The organism is Caballeronia sordidicola (assembly GCF_002220365.1).
Classification (GTDB): domain Bacteria; phylum Pseudomonadota; class Gammaproteobacteria; order Burkholderiales; family Burkholderiaceae; genus Caballeronia; species Caballeronia sordidicola_C.
In genome coordinates this window covers 210,207-225,203 of sequence record NZ_MTHB01000110.1, presented here as the reverse complement: position 1 = coordinate 225,203, position 14,997 = coordinate 210,207, and the positions used below count along the sequence as shown (strand labels likewise).

General features: G+C 59.7%; 16 protein-coding genes and 1 pseudogene. 5 read left to right on the top strand and 12 right to left on the bottom strand.

Annotation, left to right across the window (positions count from 1 at the left end; translation table 11 throughout):
• Positions 1–39: 39 nt before the first annotated feature.
• Entirely contained in the window at positions 40–510 is a 471-nt protein-coding gene (locus tag BSU04_RS18180) for a MarR family winged helix-turn-helix transcriptional regulator (protein ID WP_089161908.1), read from the top strand.
• A 90-nt stretch (positions 511–600) separates the two neighbouring features.
• On the opposite strand, the gene BSU04_RS18175 is transcribed toward BSU04_RS18180, so the two are convergent.
• Positions 601–903, bottom strand: a complete 303-nt coding sequence (locus tag BSU04_RS18175) for a hypothetical protein (protein WP_089161907.1) — start codon at positions 901–903, stop codon at positions 601–603.
• A 277-nt stretch (positions 904–1,180) separates the two neighbouring features.
• Complete coding sequence (locus tag BSU04_RS18170) at positions 1,181–2,089, bottom strand: LysR family transcriptional regulator (RefSeq protein ID WP_089161906.1); 909 nt, start codon at positions 2,087–2,089, stop codon at positions 1,181–1,183.
• A 370-nt stretch (positions 2,090–2,459) separates the two neighbouring features.
• Here BSU04_RS18170 and BSU04_RS18165 point away from each other — a divergent pair, with 370 nt between their 5' ends.
• Together BSU04_RS18165 and BSU04_RS18160 are read left to right on the top strand one after the other, a co-directional pair.
• Positions 2,460–3,179, top strand: coding sequence for a hypothetical protein (locus BSU04_RS18165; protein WP_089161905.1), 720 nt, complete (start codon positions 2,460–2,462; stop codon positions 3,177–3,179).
• 71 nt (positions 3,180–3,250) lie between these two features.
• Positions 3,251–4,408, top strand: a complete 1,158-nt coding sequence (locus tag BSU04_RS18160; RefSeq protein ID WP_089161904.1) for an alkene reductase — start codon at positions 3,251–3,253, stop codon at positions 4,406–4,408.
• On the opposite strand, the gene BSU04_RS18155 is transcribed toward BSU04_RS18160, so the two are convergent.
• The 5 genes and pseudogenes from BSU04_RS18155 to BSU04_RS18140 all read right to left on the bottom strand — a co-directional run bounded on the left by BSU04_RS18155 (position 4,369) and on the right by BSU04_RS18140 (position 7,910).
• The gene (locus BSU04_RS18155) at positions 4,369–4,557 is read right to left on the bottom strand and encodes a gamma-glutamylcyclotransferase (protein WP_306427200.1); all 189 of its coding nucleotides are present in this window, start codon (positions 4,555–4,557) and stop codon (positions 4,369–4,371) included. The genes BSU04_RS18160 and BSU04_RS18155 overlap by 40 nt on opposite strands.
• Positions 4,548–4,709: pseudogene (locus tag BSU04_RS47685) on the bottom strand (alpha-ketoglutarate transporter); the annotation flags it as partial. The pseudogene BSU04_RS47685 and the gene BSU04_RS18155, both read right to left, overlap by 10 nt.
• A gap of 89 nt (positions 4,710–4,798) precedes the next feature.
• Entirely contained in the window at positions 4,799–5,686 is an 888-nt protein-coding gene (locus BSU04_RS18150; protein WP_089161902.1) for an isocitrate lyase/PEP mutase family protein, read from the bottom strand.
• A 53-nt stretch (positions 5,687–5,739) separates the two neighbouring features.
• Entirely contained in the window at positions 5,740–6,621 is an 882-nt protein-coding gene (locus tag BSU04_RS18145; RefSeq protein WP_256983007.1) for an amidohydrolase family protein, read from the bottom strand.
• Between the two features lie 35 nt (positions 6,622–6,656).
• Complete coding sequence (locus tag BSU04_RS18140) at positions 6,657–7,910, bottom strand: MFS transporter (protein ID WP_089162001.1); 1,254 nt, start codon at positions 7,908–7,910, stop codon at positions 6,657–6,659.
• Between the two features lie 121 nt (positions 7,911–8,031).
• Here BSU04_RS18140 and BSU04_RS18135 point away from each other — a divergent pair, with 121 nt between their 5' ends.
• Positions 8,032–8,925, top strand: coding sequence for a LysR family transcriptional regulator (locus tag BSU04_RS18135; RefSeq protein ID WP_089161900.1), 894 nt, complete (start codon positions 8,032–8,034; stop codon positions 8,923–8,925).
• A 67-nt stretch (positions 8,926–8,992) separates the two neighbouring features.
• Here BSU04_RS18135 and BSU04_RS18130 read toward each other — a convergent pair whose 3' ends face one another.
• From BSU04_RS18130 to BSU04_RS18110, 5 genes are read right to left on the bottom strand one after another with little or no spacing between them, the layout of a single operon-like run.
• Positions 8,993–9,766, bottom strand: coding sequence for an amino acid ABC transporter ATP-binding protein (locus BSU04_RS18130; protein ID WP_089161899.1), 774 nt, complete (start codon positions 9,764–9,766; stop codon positions 8,993–8,995).
• Positions 9,767–9,792: 26 nt separating this feature from the next.
• The gene (locus BSU04_RS18125) at positions 9,793–10,506 is read right to left on the bottom strand and encodes an amino acid ABC transporter permease (protein ID WP_256982964.1); all 714 of its coding nucleotides are present in this window, start codon (positions 10,504–10,506) and stop codon (positions 9,793–9,795) included.
• Positions 10,507–10,535: 29 nt separating this feature from the next.
• On the bottom strand, positions 10,536–11,378 hold the full coding sequence (locus tag BSU04_RS18120) for an amino acid ABC transporter permease (RefSeq protein WP_256982963.1): 843 nt from the start codon (positions 11,376–11,378) through the stop codon (positions 10,536–10,538).
• A 45-nt stretch (positions 11,379–11,423) separates the two neighbouring features.
• The gene (locus tag BSU04_RS18115; protein WP_089161897.1) at positions 11,424–12,332 is read right to left on the bottom strand and encodes an amino acid ABC transporter substrate-binding protein; all 909 of its coding nucleotides are present in this window, start codon (positions 12,330–12,332) and stop codon (positions 11,424–11,426) included.
• A 51-nt stretch (positions 12,333–12,383) separates the two neighbouring features.
• The gene (locus tag BSU04_RS18110; RefSeq protein WP_089161896.1) at positions 12,384–13,706 is read right to left on the bottom strand and encodes an aspartate aminotransferase family protein; all 1,323 of its coding nucleotides are present in this window, start codon (positions 13,704–13,706) and stop codon (positions 12,384–12,386) included.
• 212 nt (positions 13,707–13,918) lie between these two features.
• On the opposite strand from BSU04_RS18110, the gene BSU04_RS18105 reads away from it, so the two are divergent.
• The gene (locus BSU04_RS18105) at positions 13,919–14,830 is read left to right on the top strand and encodes a LysR substrate-binding domain-containing protein (protein ID WP_089161895.1); all 912 of its coding nucleotides are present in this window, start codon (positions 13,919–13,921) and stop codon (positions 14,828–14,830) included.
• Positions 14,831–14,997 lie beyond the last annotated feature (167 nt).

Genomic DNA, 14,997 nt, shown 5'->3' with positions numbered 1-14,997 from the left:
TGCCTGACGATCTTTCGAACCGTCATTTTCAAGTGAACCATGAACACTTCGAATAAACAGCACTCTTCGGCCGCAGTCTCGTTATGCAACGGCGCCGCGTTGCGCAAGGCCACGCGCAGGCTCTCGCAACTGTACGAGAGCGTACTTGCGCCTTGCGGTCTCAAGCTGTCGCAACATTCCACACTGGTGCATATTGATCGCGCGGGCACGCCGAACATGAGCGATCTTGCCAAAGACATGGTGCTTGACCGCTCCGCACTTTCGCACAATCTCAAGCCGCTTGAGCGCGACGGGTTTATTGAATTGCTTCCCGATGAAACCGATAAACGCGGACGTCGTGTTGCCTTGACCCCGGCAGGAAAAAAGAAACTGGCCGAGTCGAAGGCTCTATGGAATGAAGCGCAAATACGCTTCGAAAACGCCTATGGCGCAGCCAAGGCGTCGAAGCTGCGCACGCTGCTTGCGGAGGTATATTCCGACGAACTGGAGCAATCATTCCTTGACGGATGATTGCGACAGGCAACCTTGACCAAGCGCACTTGCGCTACGCCACGCGTGCCCCCAATGCTGCGAACAGTGGAACGAAAACGGTCGAATCGATTAAACGGTTGGCAGATCTTCCAACGTTTTTTCAATTCGACCGTCTTCAAAAGACGTTTCGATGCCAATGTGCCCGTTAGCGTAAGGGATGGAGCTAACCTGAGGACCCAGATAGCTTCGCCCCCCCAGCTTGAACACCGTGCGCACCAGCTCTCCTTTCTCCAGGACTTTCACCACGCGGTCCACATCCACGACTTTGGGTACCGACGTCCAGTTGGCCGTCAATTCATCGATGCTGCCCCAACGTACGTGGGTAACGCGATCATTAGTCCAACGAACACCATCAATGGCAACAATAGACATGGCGGACTCCGTCTATTAATGAAGCACCTTAATGAAACGGCAACCGTGTCCTGATGTGCTTATTTTTCTTGTATTGACCCTGGGGACGAACGGCTCGCGTGACACAGCTCGCCGCATTGCGGGCTTCGGCGGGAATCGCTATTAATCGATTCTTTTAATGCAGCCACCGCACGGCGAATGGCAAATAGATTGACACGGTTCAGGCGAATGTACAAGCGAGCACCGCCGCCTCGAATGCGATCGCGATCTTGTGTTCAAGTTCGGCTCTGTCTGCACATCATGAGGTGGAGCGCGAAGTGTCTGCTGTTACCCGCAGGTCCGCTATCAGGTGCTCGATCACGGCGCGACCAGCCGCACGGGTGGCGCGACCAAGCGGAAAATAGGCGTGCACGGGAACATCGACGGTTTTCCAGTCCGTGAGCAACGCGACGAGGGACCCGTCTTCGAGTTCACGGCGGCACGCCCATCCAGTCGTCGACGTAATGCCGAAGCCGGCCACCGCAGCAGCAACGGCACCTTCGTTCTCGTTCGTCGTGAAATGCGGCGAGACATCCGCCACCACGGTTTCGCCATGACGCTCGAACTTCCACGCCCACGGCACCGATGCCGCAGGGCCGCCCACAATCCTGTGCGCAACGAGATCATCGGGCGTGGCTGGTATCCCCGCGCGCTCAAGATAGCTCGGCGCCGCCAGGATCAGGCGAGGGATCGTTGCGATAAGTTTCGCTGTCGCGCCCGAATCTGCCAGCGAGCCAAGGCGGATCGCGACATCGACCGCGTCGCGAACCAGATCCTGCCTTCGATCCTCAAGCAGAAGATGGATTTGCAGATGGGGATGCCTGGCAGTAAACGTCTCGAGGCGCGGGATGACTTCGCGAATCGCCACGCTGGTCGGCATGCTCATTCGCAGCGACCCGCGCAACTCGCCTCCCTCGCGAACGCTATGTTCCGCTTCATCGAGAGCAATCAGAATGGGCTCCATTCGGGCGAGGAATTCGGAACCGGCTTCCGTCGGCACGACGGCGCGTGTGGTGCGCGAGAGCAACCGGGCGCCGAGCCCTGCTTCCAGCTCGGCAATGATGCGCGAGGCCTGTGACTGCGAAAGTCCGCATTCGCGAGCGGCGGCGGAGAAGCTGCCAAGCCGGGCGACGCGGGTGTAGAGCTTGAGCGCGAATATGTCTTTCATCAGGGTTTCCGTAGAACGAGATAACTGCGCCGGCACCATTCTCCGGAAGCAAGGTGATTGATGTGCCTAAGACATAAAAGATAACTGAAATCATCGGCTATCTGTCTCTTGGCACGCGCAGACCTGTCGAAACCACTGTTCGCGATGCGTAGAAACCTCGGACTTATGCGGACGCGGCAAAACCGTACTTCATGGCGTTGCGTTCTTCATTCCCGCTATGGCATTCGCCCGAACCCATGCGCAAACCACATAAGTCATAGCGAAAAAGACCGGCTACCGGCTCGAAGACAGTCGCTTTAACCTGTGTTCATCGACAACGCGAGCCCACCCCTCCTTACGCGTCGTTTCTTTTCACCACCGGAGATTGACCATGAACGACCTGCTTGCCTTTGCCATTGACGCCCACGGTGGCCTGGACCGTTGGAACGCGTTCAGCCGACTCAAGGCCGAGCTCTCGGTCGACGGCGCGATCTGGCACCTCAAGCAGCAGCCCGGTCTGCTCAACGACAAGGTCTTCGAGATCGACACGCATCAGCAGCGGCTGACGATCACGCCTTTCCTGGCGGCCGGTCATCGCAGCGTGTTTGTTCCGGGTCGTGTATCAGTCGAAAAGCTGGACGGCACGGTGCTCGAAAGCCGTGACGATCCCGAGGCCGCCTACGCCGGTCACGTCCAGGAAACGCCATGGGACAAGTTCCACGTCACCTACTTTGCGAGCGAGGCGTTGTGGACCTATCTCACGTCACCGTTCCTCTACACCTATCCCGGGTTCGAGAGCGAGGAGATCGAGCCGTGGCACGAAAACGGCGAGGAATGGCGCCGGCTCGAGGTGACGTTCCCTGCTGATATTCATAGTCACACCCGGACGCAGATCACCCATTTCGGTCCGGACGGGCTGATGCGGCGCCACGACTACACCGTCGATATTTTGGGCGGCGCATCCGGCGCTAACTATGTCAGCGATTACGTCGAATTCCAGGGCATCAAGATGCCGACCAAGCGGCGCATCTATGCCTATGACGAAAACATGCAGAAGGTGCCTGAGCCGCTTCTCGTTTCGCTCGACTTCGGTCAGTTGAGCTTTAGCTAAGCGTCAGCTTAGCCGTAATTGCCTGACGGCACGTCTTTCGCTCCATACCGCATTCGCCCGGGAATCTCGCCATGTCTACCGACCCACTTTTCGTGCCTCTGCAACTAGGCGCGCTGTCGTTGCCAAACCGTATCGTGATGCCAGCGCTTACCCGCATGCGCGCCGGACCCGGTGGAGTGCCTTTGCCCATCAGCGCCGAATACTATGCGCAGCGAGCCACGGCGGGTCTGATCATCACCGAAGCGACGGCAATCAGCGTCAACGGACACGGCTATCCGCAGATGCCCGGCATCTACTCGCCGGAGCAGGTTGCCGGTTGGCGCGCTGTCACCGAGGCCGTTCATGCCAGGGGCGGCCGGATCGTACTCCAGATCGTTCACCACGGGCGCTGGTCGCATTCGACCTACAACCCCGACGGTAGCCTGCCCGTCGCGCCTTCAGCTATAGCAGCGCCGGGCCTCGCTTACACGCCGGCGTTTCAGCAGGAGCCCTACGAGACGCCGCACGCGCTGGACACGCTCGAAATATCGGAGATCGTGGTGTCGTTCTGGAGCGCAGCGAGAAATGCGCTCGACGCTGGTTTCGATGGCGTCGAGATCCACGGAGCGAACGGCTTCCTGCTCGACCAGTTCCTGCAGGACGGCAGCAATCATCGCACCGACGAGTACGGCGGGTCGATCGAGAACCGGACGCGGCTGCTGCTTGAAGTGGTCGACGCGATCACCGACGTCATCGGCGCCGATCGCACTGCTGTTCGCCTGTCGCCGCACGGCAACCTTGGGGGCTTGCACGATAGCGACACGGTGCTTCATTTCACCCACGTGATCCGCGAACTCGGCCAGCGCAAGCTTGCGTATCTTCACCTGATCGAGCCGCGTGCGTCGTCGGCGGGATACGGTGATGACGCGAGCGTGGACAGTGCCAACAACGCCGCGCTTTTCCGCCATGCGTTCGACGGCCCGATGATCACCGCCGGCGGCTACAACCCCGGGACGGCGGTCCAGGTGCTCGAGTCCGGGCTGGCCGACGCCGTTGCGTTCGGACGGATGTTCATTGCCAACCCCGACCTGCCTGAGCGCATCCGCGAAAACGCAGTACTGAATCCGTTCGATCGGGCGACGGCTTACGCCGGGGACGCTCATGGTCTCACGGACTATCCGGCGCTAACAGCTGTGCAACACAGGGGATCTCAGACAGGAGCCGGCTTGGCTGACCTTGCATCGACGTAGACCCACGCCGAGGTGCCTGATGCGAGCAGGACCCGGTCGCGCCGATAAGCGGCGACTTCGTAAGCGTCCGCATGCTGGAGCTCGTCAGCCGTGATGGAGAAGACCGTGCCGCTGACCTTGTCGCTCGCTTGGCCGCTGTAGGTAACCACAGGTAGAAATAGTGCTCGTGCCCGATTGACTTGAACTTCAGCGCGACGAATTCCGTAGTGCCGCCTAGGATGGCCGTGGTCAGGGCATACGGCAGGCCCACAGCCAGCGCCCGCATGCGCACGTGAAACAGTTCGGTTTTAGCCAGCATGCTTCTTCCATTCGAGGGGCACTCATAGTCGGCCTCTTTTTATTTGTTATGTGGTGCAGCTTGTGATCCGCTGGTTTCAGGGCGCAGCGGGGTTAGTCATCATGTGCGGCGTATTTTTCGTCGAGCCGGTCGTAGAAGGGTTTGTCGACCAGGCGCTGGCGCTCGCTGAACGGCACCACGAGGTCCGGATCTTCGTCGAGCCTCCCTTGAGCCTTAAGTACGCCCAAAGCCCGCTGCATGCCACGTACGGCACTCTGAAGCGGTGCGTTTGCGTAAAGCGCAATCCCGAAGCCAAGTTCCGCCAGCCTGGATTGCGGCAGCGTCGGCGTCTTGCCGCCAATCACGATGTTGATGAGCTGCGGCACATCGAACATCGCGGGCAAGCGTTGGATCTCCTCGATTGTTTCAACTGCCTCGATGAAGAGCACATCCGCGCCAGCCTCGGCGAAGCGATGCCCACGTTCAATGGCGGCATCGAATCCATGAGTCGCGCAGGCATCGGTACGGGCAACGATCAGCAGATTGGGGTCCTCGCGAGCATCAACCGCCGCGTGCAGTTTGCCGACCATCTCACTCGTCGATATCACCGCCTTGCCAGCGAAATGCCCGCACTTCTTGGGGCTCTCCTGGTCTTCGAGCTGGATGGCGTCGGCGCCCGCGCGTTCCAGGGTGCGAACCGCATGACGCACGTTGAGCGCATTGCCGTAGCCGGTATCGGCATCGACAATTAGCGGCAGGTCCACCGCGTCGCGGATACGGGCGGTATGGTCAGCCATTTCGTGCAGGCCGACAAAGCCGAGATCCGGAAGCCCGAGAAACATGTTGGTCACGCCGGCACCGGTGATATACAACGCACCGAACCCGATATCGGCAGCAACGCGCGCACTCAGCGCGTTGAACGCACCGGGCACGAGCAACGCGTGCCGGCTTTCGACCAGCGAGCGGAAGGCGCTACGACGTTCAGCGGATGGAAGCGACATGGTTGAACTCTCCGTGTTGATGTTAGTGACGTTAGTGACGTAAGGGGAAATTTTTATTCGAATCGATACAGCGCACGGGCCGAGCGCGTGAGGATAAGCTCGCGCTGCGTCGCGTCAGGAACCCATTGGTCGAGCGCACGCCGCGTGGCGTCGTAATCCACCAGTTGCTGGTGCTGCGTGTGCGGCCAATCGCTGCCCCAGACCAGACGCTCGGGCGTGTAAGCGTCAAGCAGCTGGCTTGCAAGTGCGGTCCCCAAAGCCGTTCCGTCATTGCCGGGCGCACTCCGGTACGCCGCCGACAGCTTAATCCACACGCGTCCCGTTGCCGCAACCGACAGCAGGTATCCGAAGCCCGGGTCGTTGGTGCCGGTGTGCGGATTCGGACGGCCGAAGTGGTCGACGACCACCGTGCATCCCTGCTCGAGCAGTGGACCTACTACAGCGTGCAAATCCACCGCTTCACGATGGACCTCGACATGCCAGCCGAGCGCATTGACACGCGCCAGCAATCGTTGCCACTCAGGCGCGCTCAGTTGAGGAACCGGCAAGCCGATCAGGTTCAGGCGGATACCCACCACGCCTGTGCGATCGAGCAGTGCGAGCTCGGTATCGGTGACCGAGCAATCGACGACCGCCACTCCGCGAAAGCGTCGCGGATAACGCCTCGCCACATCGAGGAAAAAGCTGTTGTCGGTGCCGAGAAAACTGGGCTGGACCAGCACGGCGTGCGAGATACCGTTCGCGCGCAAATGGCCTGCATAGGCATCGAGCGTCGCGTCGTAGTCTGGCGCATGGCGACGCTGCGCCGCAAGCGGCAAGCCGCGCACGAAGACGTGGGCATGGGCGTCGACAGCGGTGATCCGCGCATCGTTAGTGCCATTGATATCGTTGGCGTCAGACCACTGATCCGCTACCGTCGTGTCTTGTGCCTGCATCGTTTCAATCCGTTCGTCGATCATGTGGTCCCCGTCTAGGCGCGAGTCGTGGCATTGGCCGCTACCGTCGCGATAGGTCGGTTCTTTGTTTCCGGCAGCATGAGAGCGGCCACGACCACGAGTCCGTAGGCAATGCCGGCGTCGATGCCAAGCGCCGAGCCAAGCGGCATCGAGTTGCCCATGTGACCGACCAGCACTGGAAAACCTGCCGAGACGATCCGCCCGAAGTTATAGCAAAAGCCCACGCCGGTGCCTCGGATGCCTTGCGGATAAAGCTCGTTGAAAAGCGCGCCGAGCGTGGCCGGGATGCCGGCCGCGAAGAGACCTAGCGGAAAGCTGAGGAACAGCATCGCGGTGTCGCCCATTGGCAGGAAGACGTAGAGGTTGACCGTCGCGACACAGCATACGGCGAAGAGGATCACGTTGAGCCTGCGCCCGATCCGGTCCTGAAGCCAGGCGCTCACAAAACAGCCGCAGATGAATGCCGTGATGACGACGGCGAGATAACCGCCCGTGCCGAGCACGGACAGATGCCGCTCGGTCTTGAGGTACGTGGGCAGCCATGTGGTGATCGCGTGATAACCGCCGTGTGCACCCACGCCGATCAGTGCGCCCACGATCGTTGTGCGCATCACCGACCGGTCGAAGATGCTGCGTGCTGCTGGCAGTGCCAGCCTGGATGACCCTGCGCTGACGACGGCGCGCGGCGGTTCGACCACATTACGGCGCAGATAAAGCACGAGCCCGGCAGGAATCACCCCGATACCGAACAGCAGCCGCCACGCCCACTCCGGGGACACGAACGAGAACACCAGCAGGTAGAGAAGCACCGCGCCCGCCCAGCCGAAACCCCACGCGCTTTGCACAATGCCCATTGCCTTGCCACGATGTTCCGCGCGAATGGTCTCGCTCAGGAGCACCGCGCCCGCGGTCCATTCGCCGCCAAAACCCACGCCCTGCAGGGCCTTGAGAGCAAGCAACTGTTCGAAGTTCTGCGCGAAGGCGCTAAGGAAGGTGAAGAGCGAGAACCAGATCACGGTGATCTGCAACGCACGCACGCGGCCATAGCGGTCCGACAGCATGCCGGCGAGCAGTCCTCCCAACGCGCCGGCGACCAGCGTCGCGCCGCCGATCAGCCCCGCCTGGCCCTTGCCGATACCCCAGGTCACGAGCAAGGTCGGGATCACGAGGCTGAACAACTGCGTGTCCACGCCGTCGAGTGCCCAGCCGGCGAAGCAACTCCATAAGGTGCGTTTTTCCGTCGCCGATATGTCGCGGTACCAGTTCACTGTCGTCTCCATCATATTTTTCACGACGAGGTCACTCACGCATCTCGTCCATGGAGGCATTTTAAGGATCGTCTGGATAAACATATATGATGCAAACGATCATCTTTCATATCGTTTTAATATGGACACGCGCAACCTGAAGTACTTTCTCGCCGTCGCCGATGCCGGCAGTGTCACCCGCGCCGCCGAACGTCTGAACATCGCGCAGCCCGCGCTGAGTCAGGCGCTCACCCGCATGGAAAACGACCTGGGCGTGAAGCTTTTCAGCCGCACGCGGCGTGGGGCGGACCTGACCGCGGCCGGGCTGGCGATCGTGGAGGACGTGCGGATGAGCGTCGCGAGAATCGATGCCGCCTCGCACCGCGCTCGCGCGATCGGCGCTCAGCGCGCAGGGCGGCTGACGGTGGGGTTCGCGTCGGCGGCGCTGTTCGAGGTGCTGCCGCGTGCGATCGCAGCGCTGCGCGCATCGGTGCCGGATGTCGAACTGGTGCTGCGCGAGATGAGCAATGCCGAGCAGGCGAGCGCGCTGGAGAAAGGTGAAATCGATATTGGCTTGTTACATACGCCGGTGGCCGTCGCGGGCAAGATGCGCGAAAAGTTGATCGCGCGCGAGCCGTTGATCGCGGTGTTGCCCGAGACTTTTCCGCTGCCGGCGGGTGCGAAGGTGTCGTTACGCGAACTCGCGCCGCACGGGCTGGTATGGTTTCCACAGGGCCAGCTGCCCGGCGTTCGCGCGGGCATTCTGAGCGCGTTCCGGCAAGCGGGTTGCGAGGTGGAGATCGCGCAGGAAGCAAATCGGTCGCTGACCGTGATCGCATGCGTGGCTGCGGGATGCGGCGTGTCGCTATTGCCGCATTCGGTTCGGGCATTGCAATTTAGCGGAGTGAGACTGTGCGAGATAGTCGATGGCGCCGCGCTGCCGCGTTTTGAACTCAGCGCGATATGGCCTGCACGGGCAAGACAGACGCTCGCCGATCGTTTTGCCGATTTGATCGAGCCTTATTCTGCGGCTTAGATGGTATCGAAGTTGCGGGCTGGTAGCTTGTGCGGCGTCACTCCGCGCGACGCCGTGCAGTCCATCCTCATACGACCTCGGGATGTCCACGAAGCACGCGACCAAGGAACGCCCGCGTGCGTTCATGTTGAGGCGAGTCGAAAAATTGGTCGGGGGCGGCCTCTTCAACAATCCTTCCCCCGTCGATCAAAATGACGCGGTCAGCGACTTCTCTCGCGAACCCCATTTCGTGCGTGACGCAAAGCATGGTCATACCTTCTTTGGCGAGGCCGACCATGGTCGCCAGGACCTCTTGCACGACTTCGGGGTCCAGTGCGGAGGTGGGTTCATCGAAGAGCATGATGGACGGCTGCATGCACAGCGCACGCGCGATGGCGACGCGTTGCTGTTGGCCGCCGGATAACTGTCCAGGATACTTTTGTGCCTGATCCAGCACGCGGACTTTTTCTAGAAAATAAAGTGCTCTATCTCGCGCCTCAGCCTTCTTCACACCGCGCACTTTGATGGGTGCCAGCATGCAGTTTTCAAGTATCGACAAATGCGGAAACAGGTTGAAATTCTGAAAGACCATGCCTACTTCGCGACGGATATCCTTGAGTAGCGTCAGATGTTCGCCGCTACTGACATCGGTGACACATATCGTTCCGGACTTGAATGCTTCCAGCCCGTTGATGCACCGGATCAGCGTCGATTTCCCCGAACCCGATGGACCACATATAACGATTCGTTCTGCCTTGTTGACGCGAAGGTCGATGCCCTTCAGAACAGGAAGCGTTCCATAGCTTTGCTCAAGCCCTTCTATCCGAAGGATTTCATTCCGAAGCGAAAACGGGTCATCCATGATCAGACCTCGAAGCTAGAGATGGTTCAGGGGCGGGCAATGCCGAACATACGCTTGGCGCGTTCGAACCTGCCGCGAGGCGAGCGGTACCCTTGTTTCTTCCGGAAACGCTCTGACAACTCGGACCCCATCGAGCAAATGAGCAGATAGACAACCGCGACCGTCGAATAGAATTCCACCAGTTTCGAATCACGCTGGGCGATCTTTGCTGCCGCGCCAAAGAAGTCGGTGAGTGACAGTACGTACACGAGCGCCGTGTCCTGAAACAGAATGATCGTCTGCGACACGATGATCGGCGCGGTGACCCGAAGGACCTGGGGCACGACAACGCTCCAATACATGGTCAAGCTGGAAAGACCAAGCGCCTTCGCACCTTCGTATTGCCCTTTGTCGATCGCCTTGAGCCCGGCGCGTACTATCTCCGCGTAGTAGGCGGACTCAAAAAGGGTGAAGGTGATGAAAGCGGTGAATTTCGGGCCGAGCGGGATCGAACGGCCCGCTGGCGTCAAGTGACCCAACAGCAGCGGAACCAGGAAGAAGAACCAAAAGAGAACGAGAATCAGGGGAATGGAACGCATCAGGGTGACGTAGGCACGAATGGCCTCGGCCGCAACGGGCACACGCATGTGCCTGATGATTGCCATGAACGTCCCCAACAGCATTCCGCCGATCATGGCCACCAGCGTGAGCTCGGCCGAGAACAAAAGTCCCTGCAGCAGGTACGGGGTGGCGTTGAGCACAGCGGCGAAATCAAAAGACATGACACCCCCTACTTTCTGACCGCGTTGTTTTGGCTCACGCCAGGAATACGAAGCATCCGCTCCACCTGAAATGCGACCTGGTGTAATACGAGTGCGATCAACAGGTACAGAACCGTTGCACTCGCGAAGGCGTCGAACGTCCTGAACGTGAATTCGTTGATCTGTTCCGCGCGGGCGGTGATCTCGAGCAAACCGATCGTCAATGCAACCGACGTATTTTTGAGGAGGCCAAGTGCTTCGCTGGTTAACGTCGGGATGGTTATGCGAAGGGCCTGCGGCAATAAGATCAGCAGGTAGGTTTGGAAAGCGGTCAGGCCGAGTGCATCCGCCGCTTTTTTCTGGCCATCGGAGAGCGCATTGATACCGGCACGAACTTGCTCCGCAATACGCGATGCCGTGTACAGGCTCAGCCCGGCTACAGCGGGATAAAAGCTGGCCCATGGCGGTGCGACCTGCTTGATTGAGTTCCCCCATGCGGTGGGGATTACTTCGGGAAGGACGAAGTACCAGAGGAATACTTGCACGAGCAGCGGGACATTGCGGAACACCTGAACATAAATCCTCGCCGCGATTCGCAATGGAAGATAGCGGACCGTGCGAGCTGCACCCACGGTTATGCCGATTGCGAACGCGAACATGCCGGAAACAAACCACAAGAGCAGCGTCCAGCATAAACCGGACATCAGCCAACCCAGGTAGGTGCCCCCTTCCGCCGTCTGGTCAAAGAGAAATCGCATTGTTTTTCCGCTCACTGAAAAGGCGCACGTGAAAGGGCGCCGCATCGTCACGTCGACGACCCAACGATGTCCCTGTTTGATCGTAGCGATCCACCCGGCACGTACCGGCTTCAATCGGCCGAAGCCTGGACAGGGTCTTTAGCGAGACCGCGTTGAGCGCTACTGCGTAAGAGAATCGCTAGGCGCTGCCACTCGCGCCTTGAGCGCTTCGTTCATCGGTAGCGAAAGGTTCTGTCCGTGGGGCGGAATGGGTTGCGTGAACCACTTGGCGTAAGTCTTTGAAAATTCCCCGGACGCCATTTGGGCACTTAAGGCACCGTCTACCAGCGACTTGAATCCCGGGTCGTTCTTTGGAATCATCAGGCCGTAGTAATAGACCTGAACGCCTGCATCCGGCAGATATCGGAATGCCTTGGGGTCAGGCGATCCCGCCACCAGACCCGCTTCCAGAATGTTGTCTTCAAACCATGCCGACGCGCGTCCTGTGCGCAGCAACAGGAGAGACTCTGCTTGTTCCTTCGATTGAAGGATCGTCATGTTGAGCTTGAGATCGGTATTGATCTTCATGGCAAGACCCAGGTTAAGCGACCCCTGCGTCAGTACGACGGTCTTGCCCTGAAGCCCTTTCACATCGGTGATTCCCGACGATGACGTGGTCAGCCAGGTCGGCCCGCCGGCAAACGTGGCGACCGAAAATCCGACCTGCTGCTGGCGTTCGGCTGTGTTGGTCGTGCTTCCGCATTCAATGTCGATCGTGCCGTTTTGCAGGAGCGGTATTCGGTTGGCTGCGCTAACCGCCAGATAAGCCACGTTCAGCTTCGGCAGCTTCAGATCCGCCTTCACTTTTTCCGCGATTGCCGCGCACAGGTCTAGCGAAAAGCCGACCGGCTTTTGCCCGGCGCCAAGAAAAGAAAAAGGAATAGATGACTCGCGATAGCCAAGCGTAAGCGTATTGGAGGAACGGATTTTTTCCAGTGTTGAACTTTCCGCGTGCGCTGCGGGCGCAGTAAGTCCAAACCCACTAATGGCCGCAATGAACAGCCAATGTCTCGCCGCAATCTGCTTCATGGTTTCCTCAACGTTGAAAAATCCGTTCCTTACTCGCACCCATGCCCAATGTCAGGCGGCTTTCGCTACCGCTGTTTCGTGCAGACTGTCGCGCAATGCCTTGTCGAGGATGTCCACCGCGCGATCGATCTCGTCCGTTGAAACCGTCAGCGGAGGTGCGATGCGCCACACGGAGCCGCGTTCCGGACGACGGCGAATATTCATGCTGAGACCGTTTTCAAAGCATTTCCGGGTCGTCATTGCGCCGAGCTCGTGGGCCGGGTTGCGCGATGCGCGGTCGGTCACCAGTTCGACGCCAAGCAGGAGACCCGCGCCCCGGATGTCGCCGATGACCTCATAGCGCTGCTGCAATTCTTCGAAGCGGCGGCGCAGATAGCCCCCCATTTCATTCGCACGCGCAATGAGGTTTTCTTCCTTGATCACCTTCAACACGGCCAGTCCCACTTCCGCTGTGAGCGGGTCCGAAACGTGGCTGGTGTAAAACGTGAAGTGCTTCTGATGGAGGACTTCTTCGATCTTTGCGGTCGTCGATACCGCGGCAAGCGGCAAGCCGCCACCGAGCGTTTTTGACATGGTCATGATGTCGGGAACCACACCGAAGAATTCGGATCCGGTACGCGTTCCGATCCGGCCAAACGCGGTTTGCGCTTCATCGAAAATGAGCAGCATGCCTCGGTCGTCCGCCGCCTTTCTGAGTGCCTGCATGAACGACTTCGGTGGCACCAGGACGCCCCCTGCGCTAATGATGGGCTCGACAATGATCGCCGCACCGCGCCCGCTCGACTGCATGTCGAACATCCTCAACGCCAGGTTCAGGTTTGCCAGCGCCGCTTCTTCCGGTGTTGCCGCCTGAATGTACGGTCGATACGAATTCGGCTCGGGAATCAGGAAAACGCCGGGTGCCGGTACGCCATAACCCTTGCGGTCGCTCGCGAAAGACACTGTACTCGCGCCGCCCGTGATGCCATGCCAGGAGCCGCCCAGCGCCAGGACTTCATAGCCGTCGGTATACATCTTGGCCATGCGCAGCGCGACCTCGGTGGCCTCGGAGCCGGTATTGATGAAGATCGTCTTCTTGATGTCGCCGGGCAACCAGTCACGTGCAAGCGTCTGCCCGAGTTCGGCCACGACCTCGGGGATCATGCCGCTGAACATGTGGAAGGCCTTCTCGCCTGCCCGGTGAACGGCTTCGACTATCGCAGGATGGTTGTGCCCGATCGTGGCGCACATCTGCCCTGATGTGAAGTCCAGGTACTCGCGTCCGTTACTATCCTTTACGATAGTGCCCTTGGCAGATGTGAACAGGTTCGGGAAGGCGTCGCCGCCGTATCTGACCAAATAGTCCCTGGATGCTTGCAGAAGTCCTTCTTTCATCGTTCACTCCGTTGGCTCGTTGGCTGTTCATGGCCGGATCTGATCGCTGGCCCATCGTCGAACGGTCGCCACCGCGTCATGCTCGTCGACGTGCACTATTTGGCATACGGCTTGCTTTGGCTGGCGGCCGTCAGAAAAGATCATAGGGAGGCGAAAATGTCCGCGCCAACGCATATAACTCAGCACCCCGTCAAATGAGCTCAAGTAGAAGCATGACGAAATCCCGCCTGCCGCCGCTCAAGGCACTCCTTGCGTTCGAAGCCGCGGCACGACGGGGAAGCTTCGCGCTTGGTGCGCAAGAGCTTGCGGTCACACCATCGGCCGTCAGTCATCACATCCAGCAACTCGAGGATTTCCTGGGCATGCCGTTGTTTCAGCGGCATCCGGGGCGAGCCGCGCTGACGGCTGCGGGGCGCACGTACGCCCGCGAGCTTGAACACGCATTCGGGGTGATCGCCGAAGCCACCAACCTGGTCGCGCCGCAGTCACAGCGCGGTTATCTGGTGGTTGCATCGGGTCCAAGTTTCGCCGCCAAGTGGCTGCAACCCAGGCTTCCGGAATTCCTGCGCGCCAACCCGGAGGTCAGGATCCGGTTATCCACGCTGTCAGATCACGATGACCTCGACACCACTCGATTCGATATTGCGATCGCTTACGGGCATCCGAATACCTCAAAACTCGATGTCGAGCCCTTGCTGCTGGAGCGACTGCGCCCGTTGTGCAGCCCCGCCCTGGCGGCCACGCTCGCGCTGCGCACGCCACAGGACCTTTTGCGCGCGACCTTGATCCACTCGTCCAATGGGCTGACGTGGTCGGAGTACTTGCGGCGGGTTTGCGGCGAGGAAGTCCGGCCGGACAACGAACTCTGGCTCGATCGGTCGGTCATGGCGATCGAGGCTGCGGTCGACGGGCTGGGCGTCGTACTCGAAAGCGAACTTCTGGCGGCAGAAGAATTGAATGACGGGCGGCTTATTGCGCCATTCAATGACGCTCAGTTCAGCATAGAAGTGACGTCCTACTACCTGGTTCGATCGAGAGGTTATCAATCCAGCTCGCAAGCAGCGGCGACATTTGAGGCGTGGTTGCGGTCTGCCTTTACTGCGGCCAACCTGACGTCGAACTAGGTAGATCGTGGGTCAGGCGGGATCTCTCCCTGGCGGTCCCTTGCCACTTGCAAGGAAATGCCGGATGACGTGGACGCCTTGTCTCACCGTCGTGGATTTGCATATTGGATTGAAGCACATAATTAGCATGACTGACCACTTACCAAGGTCCGCAAGCGTTAGCTCGC

Coding starts and splice junctions, on each gene's coding strand:
- BSU04_RS18110 (WP_089161896.1), bottom strand. CDS start 13,706: ATGAAAGAAGGACTTCTGCAAGCATCCAGGGACTATTTGGTCAGATAC.
- BSU04_RS18145 (WP_256983007.1), bottom strand. CDS start 6,621: ATGCAGGCACAAGACACGACGGTAGCGGATCAGTGGTCTGACGCCAAC.
- BSU04_RS18165 (WP_089161905.1), top strand. CDS start 2,460: ATGAACGACCTGCTTGCCTTTGCCATTGACGCCCACGGTGGCCTGGAC.
- BSU04_RS18160 (WP_089161904.1), top strand. CDS start 3,251: ATGTCTACCGACCCACTTTTCGTGCCTCTGCAACTAGGCGCGCTGTCG.
- BSU04_RS18105 (WP_089161895.1), top strand. CDS start 13,919: ATGACGAAATCCCGCCTGCCGCCGCTCAAGGCACTCCTTGCGTTCGAA.
- BSU04_RS18180 (WP_089161908.1), top strand. CDS start 40: ATGAACACTTCGAATAAACAGCACTCTTCGGCCGCAGTCTCGTTATGC.
- BSU04_RS18150 (WP_089161902.1), bottom strand. CDS start 5,686: ATGTCGCTTCCATCCGCTGAACGTCGTAGCGCCTTCCGCTCGCTGGTC.
- BSU04_RS18135 (WP_089161900.1), top strand. CDS start 8,032: ATGGACACGCGCAACCTGAAGTACTTTCTCGCCGTCGCCGATGCCGGC.
- BSU04_RS18170 (WP_089161906.1), bottom strand. CDS start 2,089: ATGAAAGACATATTCGCGCTCAAGCTCTACACCCGCGTCGCCCGGCTT.
- BSU04_RS18175 (WP_089161907.1), bottom strand. CDS start 903: ATGTCTATTGTTGCCATTGATGGTGTTCGTTGGACTAATGATCGCGTT.
- BSU04_RS18130 (WP_089161899.1), bottom strand. CDS start 9,766: ATGGATGACCCGTTTTCGCTTCGGAATGAAATCCTTCGGATAGAAGGG.
- BSU04_RS18115 (WP_089161897.1), bottom strand. CDS start 12,332: ATGAAGCAGATTGCGGCGAGACATTGGCTGTTCATTGCGGCCATTAGT.